General features: G+C 62.8%; 27 protein-coding genes and 1 tRNA gene. 20 read left to right on the top strand and 8 right to left on the bottom strand.

The genetic code is table 11. From position 1 onward, the window contains the following. Positions 1 to 187: 187 nt before the first annotated feature. Complete coding sequence (locus tag ACTIFK_RS13710) at positions 188 to 604, top strand: hypothetical protein (RefSeq protein WP_439543640.1); 417 nt, start codon at positions 188 to 190, stop codon at positions 602 to 604. Positions 605 to 734: 130 nt separating this feature from the next. Continuing rightward, positions 735 to 1,328, top strand: coding sequence for a hypothetical protein (locus tag ACTIFK_RS13705; RefSeq protein ID WP_439543639.1), 594 nt, complete (start codon positions 735 to 737; stop codon positions 1,326 to 1,328). Between the two features lie 67 nt (positions 1,329 to 1,395). Here the strand turns inward: ACTIFK_RS13705 and ACTIFK_RS13700 are convergent, their stop codons facing one another. Then, entirely contained in the window at positions 1,396 to 2,127 is a 732-nt protein-coding gene (locus ACTIFK_RS13700; protein WP_439543638.1) for a hypothetical protein, read from the bottom strand. A 307-nt stretch (positions 2,128 to 2,434) separates the two neighbouring features. Between ACTIFK_RS13700 and ACTIFK_RS13695 the strand changes: the two genes are divergently transcribed. Continuing rightward, positions 2,435 to 3,673: an argininosuccinate synthase gene (locus ACTIFK_RS13695; protein WP_439543637.1), complete on the top strand. Its 1,239-nt coding sequence runs from the start codon at positions 2,435 to 2,437 to the stop codon at positions 3,671 to 3,673. Between the two features lie 85 nt (positions 3,674 to 3,758). Here ACTIFK_RS13695 and ACTIFK_RS13690 read toward each other — a convergent pair whose 3' ends face one another. The 4 genes from ACTIFK_RS13690 to ACTIFK_RS13675 all read right to left on the bottom strand — a co-directional run bounded on the left by ACTIFK_RS13690 (position 3,759) and on the right by ACTIFK_RS13675 (position 6,194). Further along, positions 3,759 to 4,307 carry a hypothetical protein gene (locus ACTIFK_RS13690; RefSeq protein ID WP_439543636.1) on the bottom strand — a complete coding sequence of 183 codons (549 nt, stop codon included), beginning with the start codon at positions 4,305 to 4,307 and terminating at the stop codon, positions 3,759 to 3,761. Positions 4,308 to 4,368: 61 nt separating this feature from the next. Then, positions 4,369 to 4,791 carry a DUF2852 domain-containing protein gene (locus ACTIFK_RS13685; RefSeq protein WP_439543635.1) on the bottom strand — a complete coding sequence of 141 codons (423 nt, stop codon included), beginning with the start codon at positions 4,789 to 4,791 and terminating at the stop codon, positions 4,369 to 4,371. A gap of 248 nt (positions 4,792 to 5,039) precedes the next feature. Beyond that, the gene (locus tag ACTIFK_RS13680; protein ID WP_439543634.1) at positions 5,040 to 5,633 is read right to left on the bottom strand and encodes an HXXEE domain-containing protein; all 594 of its coding nucleotides are present in this window, start codon (positions 5,631 to 5,633) and stop codon (positions 5,040 to 5,042) included. Between the two features lie 114 nt (positions 5,634 to 5,747). Then, positions 5,748 to 6,194 (bottom strand): hypothetical protein, encoded by a 447-nt coding sequence (locus ACTIFK_RS13675; RefSeq protein WP_439543633.1) that lies wholly within the window; start codon positions 6,192 to 6,194, stop codon positions 5,748 to 5,750. A gap of 322 nt (positions 6,195 to 6,516) precedes the next feature. Between ACTIFK_RS13675 and ACTIFK_RS13670 the strand changes: the two genes are divergently transcribed. The 14 genes from ACTIFK_RS13670 to ACTIFK_RS13605 all read left to right on the top strand — a co-directional run bounded on the left by ACTIFK_RS13670 (position 6,517) and on the right by ACTIFK_RS13605 (position 17,127). Continuing rightward, positions 6,517 to 7,065 carry an acyloxyacyl hydrolase gene (locus ACTIFK_RS13670; protein ID WP_439543632.1) on the top strand — a complete coding sequence of 183 codons (549 nt, stop codon included), beginning with the start codon at positions 6,517 to 6,519 and terminating at the stop codon, positions 7,063 to 7,065. 442 nt (positions 7,066 to 7,507) lie between these two features. Then, complete coding sequence (locus ACTIFK_RS13665) at positions 7,508 to 7,822, top strand: co-chaperone GroES (RefSeq protein ID WP_439543631.1); 315 nt, start codon at positions 7,508 to 7,510, stop codon at positions 7,820 to 7,822. Positions 7,823 to 7,860: 38 nt separating this feature from the next. After that, positions 7,861 to 9,489 (top strand): chaperonin GroEL, encoded by a 1,629-nt coding sequence (groL, locus tag ACTIFK_RS13660; RefSeq protein ID WP_439543630.1) that lies wholly within the window; start codon positions 7,861 to 7,863, stop codon positions 9,487 to 9,489. Between the two features lie 119 nt (positions 9,490 to 9,608). Then, complete coding sequence (locus ACTIFK_RS13655; protein WP_439543629.1) at positions 9,609 to 9,860, top strand: GcrA family cell cycle regulator; 252 nt, start codon at positions 9,609 to 9,611, stop codon at positions 9,858 to 9,860. 41 nt (positions 9,861 to 9,901) lie between these two features. Next, entirely contained in the window at positions 9,902 to 10,087 is a 186-nt protein-coding gene (locus ACTIFK_RS13650) for a hypothetical protein (RefSeq protein WP_439543628.1), read from the top strand. A 102-nt stretch (positions 10,088 to 10,189) separates the two neighbouring features. After that, positions 10,190 to 10,486 (top strand): hypothetical protein, encoded by a 297-nt coding sequence (locus ACTIFK_RS13645; protein ID WP_439543627.1) that lies wholly within the window; start codon positions 10,190 to 10,192, stop codon positions 10,484 to 10,486. 36 nt (positions 10,487 to 10,522) lie between these two features. Continuing rightward, on the top strand, positions 10,523 to 10,789 hold the full coding sequence (locus tag ACTIFK_RS13640) for a hypothetical protein (RefSeq protein WP_439543626.1): 267 nt from the start codon (positions 10,523 to 10,525) through the stop codon (positions 10,787 to 10,789). A 394-nt stretch (positions 10,790 to 11,183) separates the two neighbouring features. Continuing rightward, positions 11,184 to 11,453 carry a PepSY domain-containing protein gene (locus tag ACTIFK_RS13635; protein WP_439543625.1) on the top strand — a complete coding sequence of 90 codons (270 nt, stop codon included), beginning with the start codon at positions 11,184 to 11,186 and terminating at the stop codon, positions 11,451 to 11,453. A gap of 311 nt (positions 11,454 to 11,764) precedes the next feature. Beyond that, positions 11,765 to 12,580: a MipA/OmpV family protein gene (locus tag ACTIFK_RS13630; protein WP_439543624.1), complete on the top strand. Its 816-nt coding sequence runs from the start codon at positions 11,765 to 11,767 to the stop codon at positions 12,578 to 12,580. Between the two features lie 252 nt (positions 12,581 to 12,832). Next, positions 12,833 to 13,171: a hypothetical protein gene (locus tag ACTIFK_RS13625; RefSeq protein ID WP_439543623.1), complete on the top strand. Its 339-nt coding sequence runs from the start codon at positions 12,833 to 12,835 to the stop codon at positions 13,169 to 13,171. 154 nt (positions 13,172 to 13,325) lie between these two features. After that, complete coding sequence (locus ACTIFK_RS13620) at positions 13,326 to 13,601, top strand: hypothetical protein (RefSeq protein WP_439543622.1); 276 nt, start codon at positions 13,326 to 13,328, stop codon at positions 13,599 to 13,601. Between the two features lie 171 nt (positions 13,602 to 13,772). Beyond that, positions 13,773 to 14,537, top strand: coding sequence for a hypothetical protein (locus ACTIFK_RS13615; protein ID WP_439543621.1), 765 nt, complete (start codon positions 13,773 to 13,775; stop codon positions 14,535 to 14,537). A 136-nt stretch (positions 14,538 to 14,673) separates the two neighbouring features. Next, the gene (typA, locus tag ACTIFK_RS13610) at positions 14,674 to 16,512 is read left to right on the top strand and encodes a translational GTPase TypA (protein ID WP_439543620.1); all 1,839 of its coding nucleotides are present in this window, start codon (positions 14,674 to 14,676) and stop codon (positions 16,510 to 16,512) included. Positions 16,513 to 16,668: 156 nt separating this feature from the next. Beyond that, positions 16,669 to 17,127 (top strand): nuclear transport factor 2 family protein, encoded by a 459-nt coding sequence (locus ACTIFK_RS13605; protein ID WP_439543619.1) that lies wholly within the window; start codon positions 16,669 to 16,671, stop codon positions 17,125 to 17,127. Positions 17,128 to 17,203: 76 nt separating this feature from the next. Here ACTIFK_RS13605 and ACTIFK_RS13600 read toward each other — a convergent pair whose 3' ends face one another. After that, the gene (locus tag ACTIFK_RS13600) at positions 17,204 to 18,505 is read right to left on the bottom strand and encodes a hypothetical protein (protein WP_439543618.1); all 1,302 of its coding nucleotides are present in this window, start codon (positions 18,503 to 18,505) and stop codon (positions 17,204 to 17,206) included. Positions 18,506 to 18,804: 299 nt separating this feature from the next. Between ACTIFK_RS13600 and ybaL the strand changes: the two genes are divergently transcribed. Beyond that, positions 18,805 to 20,637 (top strand): YbaL family putative K(+) efflux transporter, encoded by a 1,833-nt coding sequence (gene ybaL, locus ACTIFK_RS13595; protein WP_439543617.1) that lies wholly within the window; start codon positions 18,805 to 18,807, stop codon positions 20,635 to 20,637. Positions 20,638 to 20,736: 99 nt separating this feature from the next. After that, positions 20,737 to 21,567: a hypothetical protein gene (locus tag ACTIFK_RS13590; protein WP_439543616.1), complete on the top strand. Its 831-nt coding sequence runs from the start codon at positions 20,737 to 20,739 to the stop codon at positions 21,565 to 21,567. Positions 21,568 to 21,585: 18 nt separating this feature from the next. On the opposite strand, the gene ACTIFK_RS13585 is transcribed toward ACTIFK_RS13590, so the two are convergent. Continuing rightward, positions 21,586 to 21,897: a hypothetical protein gene (locus tag ACTIFK_RS13585; RefSeq protein WP_439543615.1), complete on the bottom strand. Its 312-nt coding sequence runs from the start codon at positions 21,895 to 21,897 to the stop codon at positions 21,586 to 21,588. A 328-nt stretch (positions 21,898 to 22,225) separates the two neighbouring features. Here ACTIFK_RS13585 and ACTIFK_RS13580 point away from each other — a divergent pair. Continuing rightward, positions 22,226 to 22,315: transfer RNA gene (locus ACTIFK_RS13580), tRNA-Ser, on the top strand. A gap of 237 nt (positions 22,316 to 22,552) precedes the next feature. Here the strand turns inward: ACTIFK_RS13580 and ACTIFK_RS13575 are convergent. Next, positions 22,553 to 23,089: a dihydrofolate reductase family protein gene (locus ACTIFK_RS13575; RefSeq protein WP_439543773.1), complete on the bottom strand. Its 537-nt coding sequence runs from the start codon at positions 23,087 to 23,089 to the stop codon at positions 22,553 to 22,555. Between the last annotated feature and the right edge of the window lie 160 nt (positions 23,090 to 23,249).

Here is a 23,249-nt window from a genome sequence, read left to right as displayed (position 1 = left end):
TCTCTTCTACAGCACGTTCGCTTCATCGCATCGGATGGCAGGCGCGGACGTGCTCTAGGACCATCGTTTGAGAGTCTGACATCGTCGTCATGCCGGAGGCATGCTTTCAGCATGATGCGAGCTTGATCGCTCGCATGCGCAACGATCAGGCTCTAGGGTACGTCACAGATCTCGGCAGGGGTGACACGTGTCGGTTGTCGTTGCGATTGTCAGGTTCACCCTCGGATTTGCGGCTGCGGCGCTCACCGCGGGGGCCGTCCAAGCCCTGTTCGTGGCGGGCGCAGACGGGCTCGCGCTCGCGCGGTTGGAAAGCCTCGGCCTGCTGACATTGCTGGCGGCGACGCAATCGGCCGTGTTCGCGCTGCCCTTCGCGGCGCTGGCGGCGCTCGTCGCGGCCTGGCTGCCGATCCGCTCGCGGCTCTATTTCGTGGCCTGCGGCATTCTGATCGCACTCGCGGGGTTCTCCGCCCAGTACGTCAGCGAGGCGGGGGCGCAGACGATCTACAACAGCTATGCGCTGGCCGCCTACGTCGCCTCCGGCTTGGCCGCCGGATTGATGTATGTGCTTGTTGCTGTTCCGAAAAACCAAGCCTCCGGCGTCTGAGCCAGCGATCGGTCACGCTTCTCCCCTTACACCAAAGATCACCCACCGGACCGGTTGCCCGAATCTGGGTTCGCGCCTATATTGTGCACTGCACAATGGGCGCTACGACGCGAACGGGAGTGGAGCCACGATGGGTCACTACGATCACGAACTTTCGACGCGCTTTGCGAAAAGCTGCACGACGGCGGCGTTCGGATATGCGCAAGCCGCCTCGGCTGCTTATGCGGCGCTGGCTGACCAGGCGCTCGATTTCTGGTCGACCGCTGCGCAGGCCTACACCTCAGGCGCGAGCAGCGACGACCGCGATCTGCGTCTCGTGACCGGCCCCCGGCCATACCGGTCGGCCGTCTCATCGGCCCATGTCGTGCCATCGACACCGAATGAATTCCTAAAGATCTCAACCGATTGGGCAAACTCGCCGATGTTCGCGCCGGCGCGGGCCTGGTGGGGTCTGTTTCCGCTGCAGGGCAATCCGGCGAGCTGGCCGATGGCCTATGCCATGATGTCCGCCGGCGTTCCACGTGCCGTCGCCATGCCGACCGCCGAGGCTAACATCGCCGCCATGGATGCAGCCCAGCTTGCGACGCAATCGATCGACCGGGCGTTTTCGTCCTACCGCTCGGACAGCGGCCACGCCGTCTCGCCGATGGGGTCCGCGCAGTCGTTCCTATCGACGCTGTTCCCCGCGCCGATCCCGACGTTCAAGTTTCCCTGGGCGTCCTAGCTCCCGTTGCCTCCTGAGCCGCCGAGCGATCGGCGGCTGGCGGACCTGCGGGGGGGCTTGGGCTCGCTTATTGCTTCGACGGCACCGTGACGACGACCGCATTGCTGTCCGCGCCCGGCATAACCGGCGAGATCGTGCTGAACGACGGCATCTGCGCGCCTTCGGGCTGCGGCGGCTTCACGGCAATCGGCGACTTGGTTTCCGTCTTCTTCGGCTCGGCCACCTCAGCCTTGTCGGCCGGCGCGGCGGGAGCCTCTTCCTTCGCCGTGGCCTCGACCTTCGGTTCCGGCGCGACAACCACAGGCTTGTCCGCCGCGGCGGGCGTGACTTCGATCGTCGGCGCAGCCTGCTTCACCGGCTTCGGCTTGGCCGGGGCCTTCTTCGGCTCGGCGGGGGCTTCGACCTCTTCGACGCGCGTCACAGCCGCCTTCACGGCGGGGGCGGCCGGAGCGGTGGGCGCCGCGGCTTCCTTCTTGGCGGCCGGGGCTTTCGGCGTCTTCTTGGCCGCCTTGGGGGGCGCGGGAGGCCGGGCGACACAGCGCTGCGGCGAAACGGTCCCGTCCGGAAGGGCGACCTCGCCCACCCAGCTGCACGTTTTGAGATCGCGGCAGGCTGCTTCGAACAGGCTCGCGCATTGGGACTGAGCGGCTTCGAGGGTGGCCTGATCGCCGGAGGGTGGGGCGACCGCCTGCGGCGCTACGGGCTGGTTCGCCCAGGGAAGCTCCTCGGCCACGGCCGGCGCGCACCAGGCGAGGCTGGCGGCGATAGCGCTTCTGGCGAACAGCTTAGCCGGCTTCATTCTCACAATCGTTCCCCCGAACTGCTCTTCTTGGCGTGTTTGCCCGCAGATTAGGCCGTTTGATGCAGAAAAACAGGGCCAGATGATGGAGATTTTCCCATCGGTACCTTAAAGCCTGGGCGTGGCCGGGGCGCAAATGCGCCCTATGCACTTGATGGACCGATGATTCACGCTTCGGACTGATAGGGTCCGAAGCGATCATGGTCCGCCAGATTTGCTGTGGGCACATGAGACGGCGTGCGCCTTGCGAGGCCGCGGCGGGCCCCTATAGTGCCGCCGAATCGAGGAAGGGAACGAGGTCGCGACGATGAGCACGAATGACGCCAAGCCGAACATTAAGAAGGTAGTGCTCGCATACTCGGGCGGTCTCGACACCTCGATCATTCTCAAGTGGCTGCAGGAAACCTACGGCTGCGAGGTCGTGACGTTCACGGCCGATCTCGGCCAGGGCGAAGAGCTCGAGCCGGCGCGCAAGAAGGCCGAGATGCTCGGCATCAAGACAGAGAACATCTTCATCGAGGACCTGCGCGAGGAGTTCGTTCGCGACTACGTGTTCCCGATGTTCCGCGCCAACGCGCTCTATGAAGGCATCTACCTGCTCGGGACGTCGATTGCGCGCCCGCTGATCGGCAAGAAGCAGATCGAGATCGCGCGCGCGACCGGCGCCGACGCCGTCTGCCACGGCGCCACCGGCAAGGGCAACGACCAGGTCCGTTTCGAACTCACCTATTACGCGCTCGAACCCGGCATCAAGATCATCGCACCGTGGCGCGAATGGGCGTTCAAGGGCCGCGAGGATTTGATCGAGTTCGCGCGCAAGAACCAGATCCCGGTCGCCAAGGACAAGGAAGGCGATAGCCCGTTCTCGGTCGACGCCAACCTGCTGCACTCGTCGTCGGAAGGCAAAGTGCTGGAAGATCCGGCGAAGAAGGCGCCCGAGATCGTCTACCAGCGCACCATCTCGCCGATGGATGCGCCCGACAAGGTCACCACGATCAAGATCGGCTTCGAGAAGGGTGACGCGGTTTCGCTCGACGGCAAGAAGCTCTCGCCCGCAACCTTGCTCAAGGCGCTGAACGATCTCGGCCGCGACAACGGCATCGGCCGCATCGATCTCGTCGAGAACCGTTTCGTCGGCATGAAGTCGCGCGGCGTGTATGAGACGCCCGGCGGGACTATACTTTTGCAGGCGCATCGCGCCATCGAAAGCCTGACGCTCGACCGCGGCGCGATGCATCTCAAGGACGAGCTGATGCCGCGCTATGCGGAACTCGTGTATTTCGGCTTCTGGTTCTCGCCCGAGCGCGAGATGCTGCAGGCGGCGATCGACAAATCGCAGGAGCACGTCGAGGGCGAGGTGACGCTCGAACTCTACAAGGGCAATGTCATCGTCGTCGGCCGCGAGAGCGCGAAGTCGCTCTACTCCTCGACACTCGTCACCTTCGAGGACGACAAGGGCGCCTACGACCAGAAGGACGCGCAGGGCTTCATCAAGCTCAATGCGCTGCGGCTGCGCACGCTCGGCGCGCGCGACCGGAAGAAATAAGGCCAAGGCGCCGGACATTTTTCAAACGTCGCGAGCTTCGGGCCTTGGCTGGGCCCGAAGCTTTTTTCATTCAAAGGCTCAAACCTCAGTGGACGAGAGAACCCCATTTGGGGTCCGAGGCATCGACCGCGTGGACATGCTTGACGTCGCCATTGCGGTGCGCATCGAGCGCAAAAAACTTGCCGTCCTTCTTGCCGAGCACCTCGAAGTGTTTCTTCTCCGCTTTCGGCTCGCCGACCGGCTCGTAACCGGCCTTGGTGACAACGGCCTTCGCTTCGGCGGGACCGAACGGCGCCTTTTCGGCCTTGCCACCGGTTAGCCTCTGAAGCCACGACTTCTCGCCCGGCAGCTCGACTGCTTTGTCGCTGCCCACTGCGACCTGAGCCGCACGGACCTCCCCGGCATCGGTCAATTCGCCTTCGATCGTGACCTTATCGCCGTTCTTGATCGTGACTGCATCCCGCCCCTTGGGGCCGATGTCGACCAGCGATTTCTTCGTCCCTTCGTCGACGACGTAACGATGGCCAAACGTGTCCGTCACCGTTCCGGTGACAGTGACCTTTTCCGCCAAGGCGCCGCCTGCGCTGGCGGCCAGTAGGCCAGCTGCGATCACGATCGATCCTGCCATCTTCATGAGTTTTCCGATCTCTTTTTAAAGGGCGCACCGAGCCGAAGGACCGATGCGATATTGCGTTTCATTCTTTGTTCGCGACGCCGCCTCGCTCACGCCTGTTGTCCAGGAACACGTTAAACTCTTGCCGATCGCGCGCCATGCGGAGGCCGCTGAGATAGGCTTGAAAGTCTCGCTCCTGCTCATCCAGCTTGGCGAGTTCCACAGACCGGTAGGCGTCGAACGCCGCGCTTTCGGTGTCCGAGCGTCGCGTCGTCGTGCTCTCGGTCGCCGTCACGGATGTCTGTCCGCGCCGGCTTCGCTCTCCCAACGCACTCGACATGAAAATGTTCGGCAGGCTCGGGAACGCGGAGCGGATATGTTGCAATCCGGCGCGTGCGCGCGCGGCCGACGGGGCCAAGGCGGGGCGCGTGGCGACATACGCCATGCTGGCGCCGACAAGGGTGCCGCCACCCGCAAGCAACCACATCATCATGTGTCTGGGCATGCTCACCGCTCCGTCCGTTTTGGCCAATGTTAAGATGTGTAACATTGGGGGCTGCCGGGGTACTTACAAGAGCAGGCGCGCGACGATCCAACTCGCGCGGCGCTGAAGGCGTTGGACGGTGAGCAGTGAGCCTTCGCCCGTCTCCGCGCATCCTGCCGACCCGTCCTTCGCAAAAGACAACGCCCGACCTTTGCGGCCGGGCGTTTGCATTTCAAATGGGGGTGCCCGAAAAAACTGGCGACGACCGGTCAGGCGACCGCCGCCGGCATCCGCACGTCTTCCATTCGACGCGCGGCCGTCGCGTTGTGATTTGCCCGCATTGCGATGGCGGCATGAATGGCGAGCGCGATCGCAAAGCCGAAGGCGTGCTGCGACAGCGTTGCCGGCACCAGCAGGATGGTGGCGAGGCCGAATGGCACGAACATCACTATGCCCGTGGCGAGGCCCGGATTGTAGCCGCGGAACCGCACAGCCATCCCGATATGCGCAATGGCGTTGATGAGGATGAGATAGCCCGCGGCGACACCCCAGCCGACGTCGATGAAATGAGCCGCATAGAGGGCCGCGAAGTTCAGACCCCAGACACCCGGGAGATTGATCCAGAGGACGTCGCTCACGCTGAGTGCTTGGACGCCACCGAATACCGTGCGGTTGATGTAGGCGCGGAAACGGTCGCCGGTGTGCTCTTCAAGCTGGTGAAGCATATAGACGGGGGACGCGAGGAAGATGAGCAGGAGGGCTTGCCCTTCGCCGGCGAAGGTCACCGGCACCAGCAACAGGAATGCGAGGCTCATGAACAAAGCGCCGGCGACCCAGTGCGTTTCGAGCCAAGACTTGATCATCGTCAATCCCATGCACGCAATGAGACGGGCCTCTCCCGTTCCAGCGGCGATCACGATCGCACGGAGGTCCTAAACTTGAATGAACTCTAAAGACGGAGGACAGCGCGTGTGGCGCTACTTTTTGCGCGTCAGCTCCGCGCAGCCTGCGGTCGCGTCCTCGCCGGATTCGACGTAGCAGGCTGCAATCTTGTCGGGGCCGAGGATGCGGCCGTGATTGTAGCCCTTGCTGTCGGAGGCAACCCACGTGAAGGACACGTTGTCGGGGTAGATCACGCCGAAGAAATTCTTGGTGCCTTCGGGGTAGGTGAAGTGGCCCCGGAAGCGGCGGTCCTGCTGCTCGGTAATCTCGACCGTCTTCTCGCCCCAGATCTTGTAGCCCTTCTTGTCGGACACGGTTCTGTTCTCGCCGACCCAGGACCCGACGAGGTTCGGGATTGCGGCATCGTCCGCGCGGGCCGCGGGTGCGATGCCGGCTGCGACGCAGAACGCGACACACCACACGGCAACTGACGCGGCGACCGCGATGCGCGATCTGCGAAAATCCTTTGAAGTTTCGACCATCACGACCCCTCGGCTGAAGTTGGTTTCGGCGCCGACGTCGGCGCCAGCGGCGAGATCATAACGCCGGTCGGCGGCAACGGGTTGGGAGACATTTGGTGCGCCAGCGATGCGCGCCTCGCGTCGATCAGTTGGGAGGTGAGGCGTCTGTCTAGACTTCGTTCCAGGCAGGCTTAGTCCTTTCCATGATTGCTGCATCGCGTGGTCTTGTGCTGCTCGGCAGCAACATTGCCGATTTGTATGGACGTGAACTCCTCAGTTTAGCTACCCGGACTCAAGCATTCGTGTTCTGTAAGATCAGTTGAGACGGACGGGTTGACAACAGATGCTCGCAAGAAGCTTAGCAATCCTTCTCGTGGTGGCGCTGCTGCTGCTCGACGCGGGCGCGCCCGTGCTGGCCGATGGGCTCATCCAGGAACTCAAATTCGGCGTCCTCGACCATGACGTCCCAGGATTGTGGAGCGGGTTCAGAGCCGAACCGAACTCTGTCGACATCAATCTTGAAGCCCTCTTGTCGCCGTCCCTGTTGTTCCTTGGTGGCACACTTCGGCCCGCGATCGGCGGGACGATCAACACCGCCGGAGCAACGAGTCACGGCTACATCGATGCCCGCTGGCAGTACGAAACACCGAGCGGCATCTTCTTCGGTCTTGGGATCGGAGGCGCCATCCACGACGGGCAGCTCAAGCTCGTGGACTGGGACCAGAAGGCGCTTGGATCAAGGCTGCTGTTCCACATCCCCGTGGAAGTCGGCTACCGTTTCGACGCCCATAACAGCCTCTCGGCATATTTCGAGCACACGTCGAACGGGTATACCGTCAGCCCGAACGAAGGGCTCGACCGGCTCGGTATCCGCTATGGCTACCGGTTCTGAGACGCAACCGACTCCGGAAGCGCGCCTTCGGCACGCCTCGGAAGCGCGCCTTCGGCACGCCTCGGAAGCGCGCCTTCGGCACGCCTCGGAAGCGCGCCTTCGGCACGACGCGAGCCTCGGACCAAAGGCTCCGTAGCCGATAGTTCCGACCTACTCACGCCTCTCGCGACGCCTCGCGAGGTCATGCTGGAAGAATGCCTCCGGCATGACCCTCATGACGAGGCGGGATGGGGCAGGATAGGGGGAGTGGGGAGGGCGACAACATCCACGGGCTCACGTTCGCATAACAACTGTTGTCGAAGTAGCGCTCGACGGAGCCGGCCAAACCATAATTAGCACTCTGTCGGCGCAAGTGCTAAGATGCTGTTTCGTGCCTGTGATGGGTGTTTTTCAACGCTCCGAACCGCACATCGCCCCAAAAATAAGAGATTTGAGGATTTCAATGAAATTCCGGCCCTTGCACGATCGTGTCGTCATTAAGCGGCTCGAAGAGGACAGCAAGAGCGCAGGCGGCATCATTATTCCCGATACCGTCAAGGAAAAGCCCATGCGAGGCGAGGTTATCGCCGTCGGTCCTGGCTCCCGCGACGAGAGCGGTAAGATCAACGCGTTGGACATCAAGGCGGGCGACACGGTGCTGTTCGGCAAGTGGTCGGGCACCGAGGTCAAGATCGACGGGGACGACGTTCTTATCATGAAAGAGAGCGACATCCTCGGCGTGATCGAAGGCTCGGCCAAAGTCAAAGCCGCCGCCTAACCCTCACGCGCCTTCCTCACATTCAGGAGTTGCCACTCATGGCTTCCAAAGACGTTAAATTCGGTCAAGACGCGCGCGACCGCATGCTGCGCGGCGTCGACATCCTCGCCAACGCAGTCAAAGTGACGCTCGGTCCCAAAGGCCGCAATGTCGTGCTTGAAAAATCTTATGGCGCCCCGCGCATCACCAAGGACGGTGTGACGGTCGCCAAGGAAATCGAGCTCGAGGACAAGTTCGAGAACATGGGCGCCCAGATGCTCAAGGAGGTCGCGTCCAAGACCTCCGACCTCGCGGGCGACGGCACGACGACCGCAACCGTGCTCGCACAGGCGATCATCAAAGAAGGCGCAAAGTCGGTTGCAGCCGGCGCGAACCCGATGGACCTGCGGCGCGGTATCGACCAGGCGGTTGCAGCCGTCGTGGCAGAGCTCAAGGCCAAGGCCAAGAAGGTGACCTCCAACGCGGAAATCGCGCAGGTCGGCACCATCTCCTCAAACGGCGACAAGGAAATCGGCGCAAAGCTCGCCGAGGCCATGAAGCGCGTGGGCAACGAGGGCGTGATCACGATCGAGGAGAGCAAGAGCCTCGAAACCGAACTCGAAGTCGTCGAAGGCATGCAGTTCGACCGCGGGTATCTCTCGCCCTACTTCATTACCAATGCCGAGAAGATGCGCGTGGAGCTGGAGAACCCCTACATCCTGCTGCACGAGAAGAAGCTTGGTGGATTGCAAACGCTGCTTCCGCTGCTCGAGGCAGTCGTTCAGTCCGGTCAGCCGCTGCTGATCATTGCCGAGGATATCGAAGGCGAGGCGCTTGCAACGCTGGTCGTCAACAAACTGCGCGGTGGGCTCAAGGTCGCGGCCGTCAAGGCTCCTGGCTTCGGCGATCGCCGCAAGGCCATGATGGAAGACATCGCCATCGTGACCGGTGGTACCGTTGTGTCTGAGGATCTCGGGATCAAGCTCGAGAGCGTCACGCTGGAGATGCTTGGCCGCGCCAAGAAGATCACCATCGACAAGGACGACACGACGATTGTCGACGGGTCGGGCAAGAAGGCCGATATCGACGCGCGCATCAAGCAGATCAAGACGCAGATCGAGGACACGACCTCGGACTACGATCGCGAAAAGCTGCAGGAGCGTTTGGCGAAGCTCGCCGGTGGCGTAGCGGTGATCAGGGTCGGAGGCTCGACAGAAGTCGAGGTCAAGGAGCGCAAGGACCGCGTCGACGACGCACTCCACGCAACTCGCGCGGCCGTCGAGGAAGGCATCGTTCCCGGTGGCGGCGTCGCCTTGCTTCGCGCCATCGCGTCGCTGGCGGCCCTCAAGCCCACGAATGACGATCAAAAGACGGGCATCTCCATCGTGCGCAAAGCACTGCAGGCGCCAGCCCGGCAGATCTTCATCAACGCCGGAGAAGATGGCTCGGTCATCGTCGGCAAGATCATCGACAATACGGACTACGCGTTTGGCTACAACGCCCAAACAGGAGCCTACGGCGATCTCGTCGCGCAAGGCGTGATCGACCCAGCCAAGGTCGTTCGTTGCGCGCTGCAGGATGCCGCGTCTGTTGCCGGCCTTCTGATCACGACTGAGGCGATGATTGCCGAGCTGCCGAAGAAAGATGCCCCGAGTGCAGGAATGCCCGGCGGCGGAATGGACTATTAAAAGGCGCTGTTCGATCTGACGAAACGCTAAGATGGAAAGCCCAAGCAAGTCGCTTGGGCTTTCCATCACCATTTGCTTGCCGGCAATTGTGCTCGGTACGCCCAGCGAAAGCCTTTGTCATGTTTCCGCACAAAAAGCCGACACTCCCCGTTCAAGCGCCGGAGCCGATCATTCCCGTCGGTCAACGAAAGACGATGGAGACGCTGCTGGCCGGCGACTGCCGTTGGCCGATCGGCGACCCGCAAAAAGAAGACTTCCACTATTGCGGCAAGCGGAAGGTGGATGGGTACCCCTACTGCGACTTCCACGTTCGCCGTGCAAGCTCGCCGTCAAAGCCGCGCGCCGTGGCTTACCCGCACTTCGCCGGCTGAGGCTACGCGCGTCGACAGGCATCAAAGGGTGATCCAGCATCATGACGGATTGTAGCGAAGTTTCCTGTGAGCTCGATCGCTTGATCACGCTCGGTCATCAGGATTCGAGCCTGTTGACAGCCATGCAGCGGAAGTTTCCAAACTTGACGCAGGCTGAGCTCGAAGCCGGATTCGAGAAAGTCATTGTCGACCGTGGCCTGAGGCCCGACCCCGAACAGCAGCTCTAAAGCTCGCTGCTGTGTCGCCGCGAAAAGAGATAGGGGAATAGGATTTTTTTATCTGCGAGGCGTGTCGCCAGCTGAAACCCAGTTCAGGACTGTGAGAAACTCATGACAGCAAGTGCATATTTTCAGGCAACGGACACGCTCACCACTTTGGATATCGGGCGCAGCAGTAAGATTGCTGAAATCGATATCCGTGCACTCAAGGTGGTAGGCGACCTGCCAATGGATCTGCAGGCGAAGCACGAACTCTTCGAAATTCTCCGTAACTCACAATTCAAAAACATGGTCGAACGCGGAGCAATCCGCATGGAGCCTGGCGTCACCATCGCCGACGTTGTCAAGGAAGTGAAACGGGCAGTATTTGAGAGCGACGGGGTCACCTCCGACGCCCGCGCCGTGTAATTTAGACGATCTCGAAATTTGCATAGGGATAGACACATGGCACGAGGCGACCGTCACACGCTCGAACTAAAAAAGATGGAGTCCGGGCCGGCTCGCATGGACGAGGACTGGTGGCATCTCGTCTATGACGAGACAGCGCGCGCCGTATTTGTCGAACACACGTCGCATCATCTGACCCGCTCCATTCAGCAGAACCCCGCCCGATATGAACTCAACGAATTCTTGGCCAGCAAGAGAAGCGGCGTCGACGAACTGAAAGCAGCGCTGCGATCGGTGTTTCAAGGCGCCAAGACCTCAAATTGAACTCCGTCAACGCTCCAGCCGCAGGCGGCGACTAATTCTGCCCCAGGCCGATTGCGGACATCGGAATTTCCGAGGCGCGACGCCTATTATGGCTGGAGCTGCTTGTTTCCGCGTCCAAATCGCAAGAACCCACGCGCGCCTCACCGCTCGACGCCGGTGGCGTCCACGCGGCACTGCTCGGTGCGCTGGCGAGGGCTGGGTGCACGGTCACATGACATTGCGGCGAAGCGCGGCGACAGCGGTTCCGTTGAGGGGTTGGCTCGCCGATACGGCACGCGGCCACCTGGGAAGTTGACGTCACATCAACCGTTTAATGCCGCAAACTGTGACGCCTCGGGCCGGCGTGCTATTCCTGTTGCGGGCACCCCCAGCCCGCAATCGAAGGACAGCGCTCATGATCAAACGTCTTCTCGTATCGGCGGCCGCATTAGCGATTTTTACTGCCAACGCCGAGGCCAAAGACCGCCCTCCGACAGACGAAGAGCGGACCAAAATCGAAACCGTGCTTAAGGCTGAAGGCTACTCGGCCTGGGGCAAAATCGAACTCGACGATGACAAAAAATGGGACGTGGACGATGCCGTCGCGGCCGATGGCAAGCTGTACGATCTCGACATCAGCACAGCCGACTACAAGGTTCTGAAGAAAGAGCCCGACACGGACTGACCAACGCCAATGCAGCCGTGGCCCATCCTGGCCATGGCTCGCTGGACCATGGCTCGCGACGTCGACGCCGTGCTGTTCGGTGCATTTGCTGGGCGGGGATGGCCGCGAGACGGCACGCACGCCCGGAAGCCTGCTGCAATCCAGTGGGCGGCTCATTCCTCTGACCACGTTGTTCGTGATGCATATCGGACACGGTCGTCCACGGACTACGCGTCCGGGCCCGTGCGTTGGGAGATTCCAAACCATTTGGCGGTAGTCAACGGACGTGGCGGTTTGCATACTCGCCGCCTGTCACGTGGGGTGCTGTCACAATGCTGTCTGTTCGTTCCAAGGCTGTTGCGTCTGCGCTTGTTGTCTTCGCCGCGACACCGGTTTCCTTCGCATCTGCGGGCGGGTTCGGCGATCTCGGCCTCGGCAATACGGACTGGCAAGTCGGCGGGTTCGTGTTCGTCGCCCCGAAATACGAAGGCGCGAAGGAGTACGAGGTGCGCGGCGCGCCGTTCATCGCTCCGACCGGGCTCGACAATGGCACCAGCCGCGTGCAGTTCCGCGGACCGGACGACCTGCGTTTCCGCGTACTCGAGTTCAGCGGCTTCGAGGCGGGCCCACTGGTCGGCTGGCGCTTCGACCGCGACGACAACGACGCGGCCCGTCTGCGCGGTCTCGGCGATGTGGACGGCGGCGTGGTTGCCGGCGGCTATGTGGCCTATCGCGGCGGACCGGTGACGCCGTTCGTCTCGTATCATCATCAGGTGTCAGGCGACGACACGGGCGGGCTGATCCGTTTCGGCGCCGAGGCGAGGGCGCCGTTGGCTTCGGGCATTTTCGTATTGGCGACACTCGGCGCGAGCTACGCCGACGACGAGTACATGGATGCCTATTTCTCCGTGACACCGGGGCAGAGCGCGGCCTCGGTCGCGGGTCTCGCCGTCTACGACGCGGAAGCAGGCATCAAGGACGTTTACTTCGGCCTGACCACCGATGTGCCGCTGTCGGACGTCTGGACGCTCAAGCTCAGCGGACGCTATTCGCGCCTCGTCGGGGACGCGTCCGACAGCCCGATCGTCGAGGACGAGAACCAGTTCTTCGGCGGCCTCGGCCTCAGCTATCGCTTCAACATCGACTGAGTTCTGCGCTCAAGTCCGTCTCGTGAGCATCATCGCGCACCCCTCTCGTGCGCGTCTCGCGCAACGCGCCCGCGCTTGCGTTTCATACGCGCCAGCACCCACGCCAGTGCGCCGTGACGGCTGATCTATTTTTTGATCTTTTTACGGATTGTCTGCGGACGCATCGCCGTAGTTTGCGCACATTGGGGAACAATAACGGCACCTGCCGCGTTCTTCGCGCATCATGCCGATTTCCCCCAAAGGAGACTTGTTTTGAGAATTATCACACTCGCCATGTCCGCATGCCTGCTCGCCTTTGCAGGCGCGGCTCCCACGCTCGCCGCACCGGTTTCCGGCGCTGCTTCGGCAACGGCTCAAGCCGACAGCGGCTTCACGCCGGTTCAGTACAGCCAGTACAAGAAGAAGAACTACAATAAGGGCTTCAACAAGGGTTACGGCGGCAACAAGGGAGGCTTCAAAGGCAACCATGGCTTCCGCCCGGGCAGCCGCCATGCGCATGCGCCGAAGGGCTGGCATCGCCACAGCAGGCGTCCGAGCTACTGGCAGACGCGCGGTTGTGTCGTCGTCGGCCCGGTATGGTTCTGTCCGTAAGCCGGCCGCACGCTAGACTGACTGTTTGAATGTGCCGGGGACCTCGTCTCCGGCACATTTGTTTTCGGCGCGTCGTGCCTGTTCCGCACGGAGCAGCGTTGGGCCCATTGTTCTCTGAGGATCGCCGCCGCTGCAGATCCAGAGGAGGCCTCCCATGTTTTCGCTCCAGGACAAACTTGCCCGCGCCGAAGCGTTCCTCGAGCGGGAGAACGCCCGCGACGACGCCATCGCCCGATCGCGCCCGGCGTGGTGGAACGTCGGCAAGATCGTGCTCGGGCTCTTGTGCCTCGCCCGGTCCGTTGCCGTTGCGAGCGGCGCCTCGTGGGCCGGTGCGTACGCGCTCGCGGCGCTGCTGTTCGCGGGCGGCGCCTATCTGGCCTACGAGGGCGCGCGGCTCCTGATCGAGAAGCGTGGCGACGCGGCACAGTAGGCCTGGCGCAGATCTGGTGGCAGCGCGGGCGAGGGCCGTGCCGTTCAGGGCCGCGCGGCGTGCGTGCTTTTTCGCCGCCCGGTGAACGGCTTACGGATTGCCCTTGAATTGCCGCCGTGTCCCCCTCACGGTTGCCGTTCAAGTTCTCCTGCAAGCCAGCTCGAAGCTCCCATGACCCGCACATCCCTGAACCGCACGCTGCGCCGCGCCTACTTCTGGCTGTTCCTCGTGCTGGCCTTGTCGCTGGCCGCGAAGTTCGCCGACCGGATTCCGGGCATCGCCGGCGGTCCGATCGAGGCGGCGGCGCGGGACCTCTACGACTATCTGAAGGACATGGCGCTGGTGTTCGTCACGGTGGTTGCGGCCTATCTGGCCAATGTCTTCCAGAAGCGCTCCAAGTTCGTGGAAAGCCTGGAAGAGGAGTGGCGCGGCATCGTGCGGACGAAGTCGGCGCTCTTCACCTACTGCGAGAAGACGTACGTTTCGACGGACGATTATCTGGCCGCCTTCTGCCGCATCTCCGAGACGATCGACAACATGCGCATCGTGTACGCCAACGCGGGCGAGACGGCGACGCTGGTTGGCCTCTATCCTTATGCACCGCTGCACGACATGCGCCGCGCGCTGCAGTCCATCGATCCGCGCAAACGGCCGGACCTCGCGCCGGACGACCGCAAGGTCGCCCGCGATGCGATCCTGCAATCGTTCTACGCCCTGCGCGAGACCCTGCTCGAGGAGCTCGATCTCGACGAGCCGGCGCATCCGCTGCTGATTTCGAGGGGCCGGAGGCTCAAGCAGCCGGGGGCGACGCGGCGCGCGCTCTTCCGCCAGGGCCGACAGGAAAAGCGCCGGGATGCCGCACCACCCGTAAAACCTGAGGTCGATGCCCTTCTGAACGACCTTTACCAAGCGGAAAAGGCAGGCACCGGCGTCTGAAAGCTGTCAGCGCGCCGCACCCTTGATCAAAGTGGCTCCTGTCGCTGGCGATGAGCCGCGGGGTGTGCTACCTCCGCGCCAGATTTTGCGGCGCACACAAGTCTATCACAGGTTGCGCCCGGCCATCAGGACACCCATGGAAATCCGGAATATCGCGATTATCGCGCACGTCGACCACGGCAAAACGACCCTCGTCGACGAGTTGCTCAAGCAGTCCGGCTCGTTCCGCGAGAACCAGAAGGTTGCCGAACGGGCGATGGATTCGAACGATATCGAGCGCGAGCGTGGCATCACCATTCTCGCCAAGTGCACGAGCGTGGTCTGGAATAACACCCGTATCAACATCGTCGACACGCCCGGCCACGCCGACTTCGGCGGCGAGGTGGAGCGCATCCTGAACATGGTGGACGGCGTCGTCGTGCTGGTGGACGCCTCCGAAGGCCCGCTGCCGCAGACCAAGTTCGTCGTCTCGAAAGCGCTCAAGCGCGGCATCCGGCCGATCGTTGCCATCAACAAGATCGACCGCCCGGACGAACGGCACCTCGACGTGCTGAACGAGATCTTCGATTTGTTCGCCAACCTCGACGCGAGCGACGAACAGCTCGACTTCCCGGTGCTGTACGGCTCCGGCCGTAACGGCTGGATGGCGCTCGATCCCGCCGGTCCGAAAGAAAACCTCGCGCCGATGTTCGACCTGATCGTGCGGCACGTGCCGGCGCCGACGGTGGAACCCGGCCCGGCGCGCCTGCTCGCGACGACGCTCGAAGCCGACAACTTCCTCGGCCGCATCCTGACCGGGCGCATCAGCTCCGGCACGCTCAAGGCGAACCAGCAGCTCAAGGCGCTGAACCGCGAGGGCAAGGTCGTCGAGAATTTCCGCGTCACCAAGGTGCTGGCCTTCCGCGGCCTCGAGCGCGTTCCCGTCGAAGAGGCGCACGCGGGCGAGATCGTGGCGATTGCCGGTATGAGCGAAGCGACGGTGGCCGATACGCTCTGCGATCTCTCGGTCGATACGCCGATCAAAGCGCAGCCCGTCGATCCGCCGACGCTCTCCATGACGTTCCGCATCAACGACGGACCGTTCGCAGGACAGGAAGGCGATAAGGTTCAGAGCCGCGTCATTCGCGACCGTCTCATGAAGGAAGCCGAGCGCAACATCGCCATTCGCGTGACGCCATCGACGGAAGGCGGCGAGTCGTTCGATGTCGCCGGCCGCGGCGAGTTGCAGCTCGCCATTCTGCTCGAGAACATGCGCCGCGAGGGCTTCGAGGTCACGGTATCCCGTCCCAAGGTCGTGTTCCGCACGGACCCGGACACGGGCGAGCGCCTCGAACCGGTCGAAGAAGTCATCATCGACGTGGACGACGGCCACACGGGCATCATCGTGCAGAAGCTTTCCGAGCGGAAAGGCAACCTGCTCGAGATGCGCCCCTCAGGCGGCGGACGCACCCGCATGGTGTTTCACGTTCCGACGCGGAGCCTGCTCGGCTACCAGGCCGAATTGCTCACCGATACGCGCGGCACGGCCGTCATGAACAAGCTGTTCCACGCCTACGAGCCCTTCAAGGGCGAGATCGCCGGCCGTCACACGGGCGTGCTGATCTCGAACTCCGACGGTGAAGCCGCAGCGTATGCGATCTTCAATCTGCAGGACCGCGGACCGTTTTTCATCGGTGCGCAGACGCGCGTCTACACCGGCATGATCGTCGGCGAGCACACGCGCGACAACGATCTCGAAGTGAACGTCGTCAAGGGCAAGAAGCTCACGAACGTGCGCGCTTCCGGCAAAGACGATGCGGTGCTGCTCGTGACGCCGATCAAGCTCACGCTCGAGCGGGCGATGAGCTACATCACGGACGAAGAACTTGTCGAGGTCACTCCGAAGACGATCCGGCTGCGCAAGCGCTGGCTGGATCCGAACGAGCGCAAGAAGCAAGAACGCAAGCGCGAGGCCGATCGCGAGGCCGTTGCCTAAAAATTCATGGGGAACTTTTCCGGCAAGACGTCGACTATTTTCTAGTACCTTTGAATTGTGCTCAATTTTATCATTAATGTGAACCAGCGGCGCGGATGCCGCGTTTGATTTTCGATAGCTCATTATTGCGGGAGGCGACCCCGTGGGAGTCGGCCTTTGAAAAAGTTCGATGCGCAATCGGCGCATGACATCATGATCTCTGTCCACGACGCCTGGTCGACCGGCGCCGTCGAGCGGATGCTCAGTCACTACACAGACGATTTGACCTACTGGTGCAATGCCGGCGAGATCCGCGGTGTGCCGTTCCAGATCGACGGCAAGCAGGGACTGCGCACGTTTTTGCGGAGCATTCTCGCTGTCGCGGAGAGCGCTACGGCCGTCGAGGATTTCAAGCTCGAAGACGGTCTGGGTCACGTCACGATCAATGCCTACATCAGGCACCGCCGCACGGGACATGAGATCCGCGGGAGCTACCGGCAAGTGGTGATGTTTCGGGGGCGGAAGATTTGCCGGGTCGACGAGTTCCACGACGGCGAGCGGATGTCTCAGTTCTGGCGCATGGTGTCCGTCGACGGGGAAACGCCGCCCTGCCAAGATCCTAGACAGGATCAATGATCCGCTTCGAGCGTCGTGACCGACGGGCCGCTCCATGCCAGCGCTGTTTTCCGGGCCAGCGCCGGTTGCCGGGCGCCTATTCGATAACGACCGTCGCCACGTAATCCATCGTGCGATTGATGTTGTCGGGCGGCAGAAGCGTGTTCAGCAAATACGATGTCGGCGAATAGTTTTCCGGAACAGCGCGGTTGAAGGCGCTCCGGATCAGGCGCGCCCGCATCCGCTGGACGATACTGCCGCCGCTGACGCCAAGATAATAATCCTTCAGCGTTTCAAATTTCGGCTGCATCGACTCGGCGACCTTACGGTGCCCCTCCGACATCTTCTTGAGGCCGTCCGGGTTCTCGACGAACACCGACTGCAGGAGGGCCTTGCGGTCGTCGCTCGGAATCTTGAGCTTGTCGATCACCGTCAACGGGCCATCGGCAAGGCCCACGACGGAGGAGCGCCCTTCATTGGCAACAGAGTTGCCGGCGGCATCCAACGGCTTCATCGGCGCCTTGACGCATGACGGCACGCGACTGCCCTTGAAGGCCTCGGCGGTCGCGGTCGGATCGCAGTCCTTGAGCGCCAGCACCGACCAGGCAAACTCCGAGCAATAGAGATCGAGGGTGCCCGGCGGATTCTGGCCGAGCGCGATCTGCCCGAGGTGCTTGACGAAATCCAGCGAACGGCCGGGCTTGAATTTCGGCGCGTTGTAGTCGTCGTTGAACTTGATCTGGCTCGGATAGACCTTCTTGGCGCTGGCGTTGAGACGCGCGGCCCAGGCGGCGATATTCTTGCGCTCCTCATCATTCAAGCCGCGAGGGCGGATGATGTGCATGAAATTCAGGGTGCGATAGTGCTCGCTGGTGAGGTCGGCGCTCATGCCCTTGCCGAGATATTCCTCATTCATCGGATTATCCAAGTTCCGCACCTTGCCGTCCTTGATGTAGGCGAGGCCCGTGTGGCTGATGCCCATCTGGACGTTGGGATAGGCTCCCGCGCCGCCCCATTCGGCGCGGAACGTCAGCAGCAGATCGCCGGTTTCGACGATGCCGCTCTTGGCGAGGCGCGACGCCATGCCGGAGCGCGGCGTCACGATCAGGCGGAGCCCTGCGTCGCTGCCGGACTTGATGGCATCGGGATGCTTGAAGTCGACCAGAACGTCGGTGGTCTCGAACGGCCCCTTGAGCGGCGCGCGGGTGCTTGAGGGCACCGTGAAGTAAATGGGTATGTTGAGCTTCTTGGCGAGGCGCTCGTTCGCCTTTTCGCTGAAGGTGAAATCCTTCTTCGCGGCCAGGGCCGGCGCGCCGGTCAGCGCGAGCGCCGCCGCCATGGCAAGCCACGTTGCGAGGCACGCGCGGGCGGAAAATGCTTTGGAGTTCGGCTCTGCCATTCGATCACCTGGATAGCGACGCTCAATCATCGGTGTCCGGCCTATGCGGCCCTGCGACGTACACAGTTAGCATGCCGGGGCGAGCCGTCCACCTCCGCCGCCTGCGAAGATGCACAGGCCCCGCTCCACGCGTGGAGAGACGTAGCGCGCGGCTGCGGCAGATTTGCGATGCTGCAATGCGGCCCGTCATCCCATCACACCGCTGCGGCAATGGAGGCGGCGTGCGACTACGGGGGTTAACGGCCTTGCATTCTTGCGCGCGAGCCTGAAAAATCGACGCCGAACCGAAAAGGAGCCGTATGGAACATCACGACATCTCGCTGATCGCCACCATTTCGATGGGTCTGGTCCTCGCCTTTGTCGGCGGCATGATCGCCAACAAGCTGCGACTTCCGCCCTTGGTCGGATATCTGCTTGCCGGCGTTGCGGTCGGTCCGTTCACGCCCGGGTTCGTCGGTGACGCCCACATCGCAAGCCAGTTGGCTGAAATCGGCGTCATGCTGCTGATGTTCGGTGTCGGCCTGCACTTTTCCATCAATGACCTGTTGGCCGTCCGCGGAATCGCCATTCCTGGCGCCATCGCACAGATCACGGTCGCGACCCTCTTCGGTGTGGCGCTGGCGCATTTCTGGGGATGGGGACTCGGCGCCGGACTGGTGTTCGGCTTGGCGCTGTCGGTCGCGAGCACCGTGGTTCTCCTGAGGGCGCTCGAACAACGCAACGAACTCGACAGCGTCAACGGCAAGATCGCGGTGGGCTGGCTCATCGTCGAGGATCTGGCGATGGTTCTGGCGCTGGTGCTGCTGCCGGCCTTGGCCGGCGCACTCGGCGCGGAGGGCGGCAGCCGTGGCATCGCGAGCCAGTTCTCCGGCGACAGCATCTGGCTGACGCTGCTGTTGACGCTCGGCAAGGTCGCCCTGTTCACGGCTCTCGTTTTCGTCGTCGGCACGCGGGCGGTGCCCTGGATGCTGAAGCATGTGGCGCGCACAGGCTCGCGCGAGCTGTTCACGCTCTCGGTTCTCGCGACCGCGCTCGGCATCGCCTACGGCTCGGCGGAGTTGTTCGGCGTGTCGTTCGCGCTCGGCGCCTTCTTTGCCGGCATCGTGCTCAGCGAATCCGATTTCAGCCACAAGGCGGCGGCGGATTCGCTCCCGTTTCAGGATGCGTTCGCAGTGCTGTTCTTCGTTTCGGTGGGCATGCTGTTCGATCCGAGCATCCTCGTGCGCGATCCGCTGGCGGTGCTGGCTGTCGTCTTCCTGATCGTCTTCGGCAAGTCCGTCGCCGCGTTCGCAATCGTCATGCTGCGAGGGTTTCCCATCCGGACGGCGCTCACGGTTTCGGCGAGCCTGGCACAGATCGGCGAGTTCTCCTTCATTCTGGTCGCTCTCGGCGTGTCGCTCGGGCTGCTGCCGCCCGAAGGACGCGACCTCGTTCTGGCGGGCGCCATCCTATCGATCACGCTCAACCCGCTCGTATTCGCGGCGATCGATCCGATCATGGGATGGATCAAGGCCCGGCCTGCGCTCGCCGCGCGGCTTGAGCGTAAGGCCGCCGACGACCTGGTGAACGAGGGCGCAACGAAAGCCGGCCTGAAGGACCATGCCATCATCGTCGGCTACGGCCGCGTCGGCGAGTTGATCGGCGATCAGCTCCGCGCGCAGGGGCTGGATTTCGTCGTCATCGAGGAAGACCGGCGGCGCCTCGAAGAGCTGCGCCGGCAGGGCCTCAATGCGATCTACGGGGACGCGGCCGCGGCGGGCGTTCTCGAAGCCGCGGGGGTGGCGCAGGCCAGGATCCTGATCGTGGCGATCCCGCCCGGCATGCTCAAGCGGCGGATCATCGAGCTGGCGCGCGCCGCCAATCCGGGCATCGAGACGGCCGTGCGGACGCATCGCGCGTCCGAGCTTGCCTATCTCAAGTCTCAAGGCGTCGGCTTCGCCATCATGGGGACACGGGAGGTGGCCCTCGGGCTGCTTGGTTTTGCCCTGACGAGCATGGGTTTCTCAGAGAAAAAAGCCCAATCCGTCGTCCAAGAGGCCCGCATGTCGGGCGATGGGGCGGCCTTCGAGCCGGAATTGCTGGAGGCGACGCCCGAACTCAGGGAGCACAAGGAGCCGGACGGGGACGCCTAAGGCGGGGCAGCAGGCAGCGGGCAGATTCTTGGCGGTTTCGCGCCGCCGGGAAGCCCACTAGGATGGCCGCCGGTCAAGACGGGTAGGGGAGTTCTGATCATGGCGCAGGCGGACACCGCAGGCGGGCCCGACATCAAGTTCGAGCCTACCGTTTATGCTGCGACCGGCGGGCGAAAGACGATCTTCTCGTTCGTGTTCCTGATCCTGCTGCCGTTCTTCGCCAGCCTGCCGGCGATGATGTACATGCGGGTCAAGCATGGCCTGTTCTTCGACGCGGCCGGACTCGCCATCATGGCCATCGGCTTCACCATCCTGATGTTCCTGGTCGTGATCGAGCTTCTGTTCTCGCTGCGAGCCCGTGTGGAGCTGGGCGAGAAGTCGGTGAAGATGACGCTGCCGTCGGGGCGCGGGCCGACGCCGATGCTGTTCTACAAATCCTACGACATCCCCTACGACCAAGTGCAGACGGTCGAGACGCGCCGCGAGATCTACGGCGGCTCGATCGTGCCCGTGCTGCTCAAGGGCGCGCGGTTAATCACCAAAGACGAGAAGTCCATACCGATCGGCTACATCAGCGAAGCCAACGTCGACCCGTGCTTTCCCTATCCGGAGATCGCCCAGAAGATCGCCGAGCGGGCGCGCCTGCCTTTGATCGACCGGGGCAACGTGCGCCGCTCGTTCCGCCGCAAGTTCTTCGGCTTCAAGTCGGGTGGCGTGAACGAAGTCGATACCGTCAACGAGGCGCAGATTGCGGACCTCAACCGCTCGCACCACAACGTCGTGATGGGCCTGATGGGCGCGCTGGCGGTGCTGATGGTGATCGGCATCGTCGACGACTTCGCGAGCGAAACGCCGATCGGGCAGACCGCTTCCGCGGCGCTGCCGATTTCCGGCACGCTCGCGCCGACCACGACGCCGAAGCGCAAATAGGCGACGTGTCCAACGGGCTCAATTGACGAAGATGCGCACGGACCGGCGGCGGCGTCCGGCGTAGCCGCTCAGCAAGGCGAGCGCGCCGAATGCCACGAAGGTCGGGACATCGAGGATCGGCCGGATCAGGCTTTCCCAGAGCCAGGGGGCGGCGTCGATGACGCCGCGGCGGGCGACCTCGAACGAGCTTGGGCCGAGTTCCTTCCAATGGCCAGCAAGCGAGGTGGCATGGAAGCTGCCCACGCCGTAGGAGGCGGGGGTGGCATCGACCACCAGGGCCACGGTCGCCACCAACAGAAAAACGGCTGACAGGAAACGGAAAACGGCCATTCCGAAGCTCTCGATCGATGGATCGGCGCAGTTGCGCCCGTCGTCGCCATCCTAGAGCGGCTCCGCAATAAGTGGAATCGCGGACCTCTCTAGGTCTTTGCTTTGTCGTGCTTCTCTTCGGAAAACCGGTTCCCACTTTTCCGGAAGCACTCCTAGCATGTCCGCTCGAAAAAGAAGACCGGGAAGGCCCCCGTTTGGCGTGTTGCCAGCCCGGCGGTTCTGGGTATAGTGCGCCGCTTCAGGCCGGGGCCTGGCGTCGCTTCGCGACGCATGCCAGCCCGGCTGTAGGCGGTCCTTTTTCTCAACCAGACTAGGATCGATTCGCGCCGGAGAGATGGCCGAGTGGTTGAAGGCGCACGCCTGGAACGCGTGTAGGCGGGCAACCGTCTCGTGGGTTCGAATCCCACTCTCTCCGCCATTTTTGCGCTCACGCGCCGTCATGGCGAAGCCATGCTCCGCATGGACAGGCGCTCCGCGGGGCGGCGGTCCAAGCGAAGCTTGGCACCTCCAAGACCGCCGCGTCGCCTTGCTGACATGCGCCCTCGTGGGCGCTTCCCGCGAGGCTTGTTCCGCAGAGGGCCATTTGCGGACGTTAGGACGAGCGGGCGAGACGGCCGGAGCTGAACGGCATCCACGCTTTTCGAGCGCGAGACAGTCAGCCTTCTATTTTGTAGTGGGATTGAACCAACCCGGATGGGAACGTCTTCGTCATCAGGTGGGTCAGCGAGATGTCGCTGTCGACGGGGCCGAAGAGCTGGCGGCCCTCGCCAATAAGGACTGGGACCTGGGTCACCACCATGTCGGCGATCAAGCCTTCGCGAAGGAAGGATTGCACAATCTGGCCGCCATCCACGTAGACGCGTCGCCAGCCTTCCATCGCCAGCGTTTCCATCGTGGCCTTGGGTGTCATGTCCACAAAGCGAACGCGGCCCGTCAGATGGCTCGGAACCGGCGATGAAGCAAGGGTTGACGACAGTACCACCACGGGTCTGTCATATGGCCAGGGTTCAGAAGCTGCTGCCGTTTCGAAGCTGCCGCGCCCGATCACAAGACCGTCGATGTCCTTGATGAAATCCCGATAGCCGTGGTCTTCAAGTGGGTCATCGCGGCTGAGCAGCCAGTCGATAGTCCCGTTCTTCCTGGCAATGAAGCCATCCAGACTCGTGGCGATGAAGACATGCCCGGTAATCATTCCGGCCCCAGATGTCGTAAGTTGATGTGCGGCAGGTAAGTGCACAACCTGAATGACCGCAATAGGGCAGTCGAACAGCAGCTTCCAACCTGCGAGTTCGTCGACCAAAGGGGCTCGAACTTAATCCCTCCTGGCCCCGCCACGCGCCCACTCTTTCCAC

It is taken from the genome of Hyphomicrobium sp. (genome assembly GCF_051860585.1).
Taxonomy (GTDB): Bacteria; Pseudomonadota; Alphaproteobacteria; order Rhizobiales; family Hyphomicrobiaceae; genus Hyphomicrobium_C.
This window is presented reverse-complemented; position numbering and strand designations above follow the sequence as displayed.

Excerpts from the sequence above, each read along its gene's own strand:
- ACTIFK_RS13705 (WP_439543639.1), top strand. The coding sequence starts at position 735 with ATGGGTCACTACGATCACGAACTTTCGACGCGCTTTGCGAAAAGCTGC.
- ACTIFK_RS13700 (WP_439543638.1), bottom strand. The coding sequence starts at position 2,127 with ATGAAGCCGGCTAAGCTGTTCGCCAGAAGCGCTATCGCCGCCAGCCTC.
- ACTIFK_RS13695 (WP_439543637.1), top strand. The coding sequence starts at position 2,435 with ATGAGCACGAATGACGCCAAGCCGAACATTAAGAAGGTAGTGCTCGCA.
- ACTIFK_RS13690 (WP_439543636.1), bottom strand. The coding sequence starts at position 4,307 with ATGAAGATGGCAGGATCGATCGTGATCGCAGCTGGCCTACTGGCCGCC.
- ACTIFK_RS13685 (WP_439543635.1), bottom strand. The coding sequence starts at position 4,791 with ATGCCCAGACACATGATGATGTGGTTGCTTGCGGGTGGCGGCACCCTT.
- ACTIFK_RS13680 (WP_439543634.1), bottom strand. The coding sequence starts at position 5,633 with ATGATCAAGTCTTGGCTCGAAACGCACTGGGTCGCCGGCGCTTTGTTC.
- ACTIFK_RS13675 (WP_439543633.1), bottom strand. The coding sequence starts at position 6,194 with ATGGTCGAAACTTCAAAGGATTTTCGCAGATCGCGCATCGCGGTCGCC.
- ACTIFK_RS13670 (WP_439543632.1), top strand. The coding sequence starts at position 6,517 with ATGCTCGCAAGAAGCTTAGCAATCCTTCTCGTGGTGGCGCTGCTGCTG.
- ACTIFK_RS13665 (WP_439543631.1), top strand. The coding sequence starts at position 7,508 with ATGAAATTCCGGCCCTTGCACGATCGTGTCGTCATTAAGCGGCTCGAA.
- groL (WP_439543630.1), top strand. The coding sequence starts at position 7,861 with ATGGCTTCCAAAGACGTTAAATTCGGTCAAGACGCGCGCGACCGCATG.
- ACTIFK_RS13655 (WP_439543629.1), top strand. The coding sequence starts at position 9,609 with ATGTTTCCGCACAAAAAGCCGACACTCCCCGTTCAAGCGCCGGAGCCG.
- ACTIFK_RS13650 (WP_439543628.1), top strand. The coding sequence starts at position 9,902 with ATGACGGATTGTAGCGAAGTTTCCTGTGAGCTCGATCGCTTGATCACG.
- ACTIFK_RS13645 (WP_439543627.1), top strand. The coding sequence starts at position 10,190 with ATGACAGCAAGTGCATATTTTCAGGCAACGGACACGCTCACCACTTTG.
- ACTIFK_RS13640 (WP_439543626.1), top strand. The coding sequence starts at position 10,523 with ATGGCACGAGGCGACCGTCACACGCTCGAACTAAAAAAGATGGAGTCC.
- ACTIFK_RS13635 (WP_439543625.1), top strand. The coding sequence starts at position 11,184 with ATGATCAAACGTCTTCTCGTATCGGCGGCCGCATTAGCGATTTTTACT.
- ACTIFK_RS13630 (WP_439543624.1), top strand. The coding sequence starts at position 11,765 with ATGCTGTCTGTTCGTTCCAAGGCTGTTGCGTCTGCGCTTGTTGTCTTC.
- ACTIFK_RS13620 (WP_439543622.1), top strand. The coding sequence starts at position 13,326 with ATGTTTTCGCTCCAGGACAAACTTGCCCGCGCCGAAGCGTTCCTCGAG.
- ACTIFK_RS13615 (WP_439543621.1), top strand. The coding sequence starts at position 13,773 with ATGACCCGCACATCCCTGAACCGCACGCTGCGCCGCGCCTACTTCTGG.
- typA (WP_439543620.1), top strand. The coding sequence starts at position 14,674 with ATGGAAATCCGGAATATCGCGATTATCGCGCACGTCGACCACGGCAAA.
- ACTIFK_RS13600 (WP_439543618.1), bottom strand. The coding sequence starts at position 18,505 with ATGGCAGAGCCGAACTCCAAAGCATTTTCCGCCCGCGCGTGCCTCGCA.
- ybaL (WP_439543617.1), top strand. The coding sequence starts at position 18,805 with ATGGAACATCACGACATCTCGCTGATCGCCACCATTTCGATGGGTCTG.
- ACTIFK_RS13590 (WP_439543616.1), top strand. The coding sequence starts at position 20,737 with ATGGCGCAGGCGGACACCGCAGGCGGGCCCGACATCAAGTTCGAGCCT.
- ACTIFK_RS13585 (WP_439543615.1), bottom strand. The coding sequence starts at position 21,897 with ATGGCCGTTTTCCGTTTCCTGTCAGCCGTTTTTCTGTTGGTGGCGACC.
- ACTIFK_RS13575 (WP_439543773.1), bottom strand. The coding sequence starts at position 23,089 with ATGATTACCGGGCATGTCTTCATCGCCACGAGTCTGGATGGCTTCATT.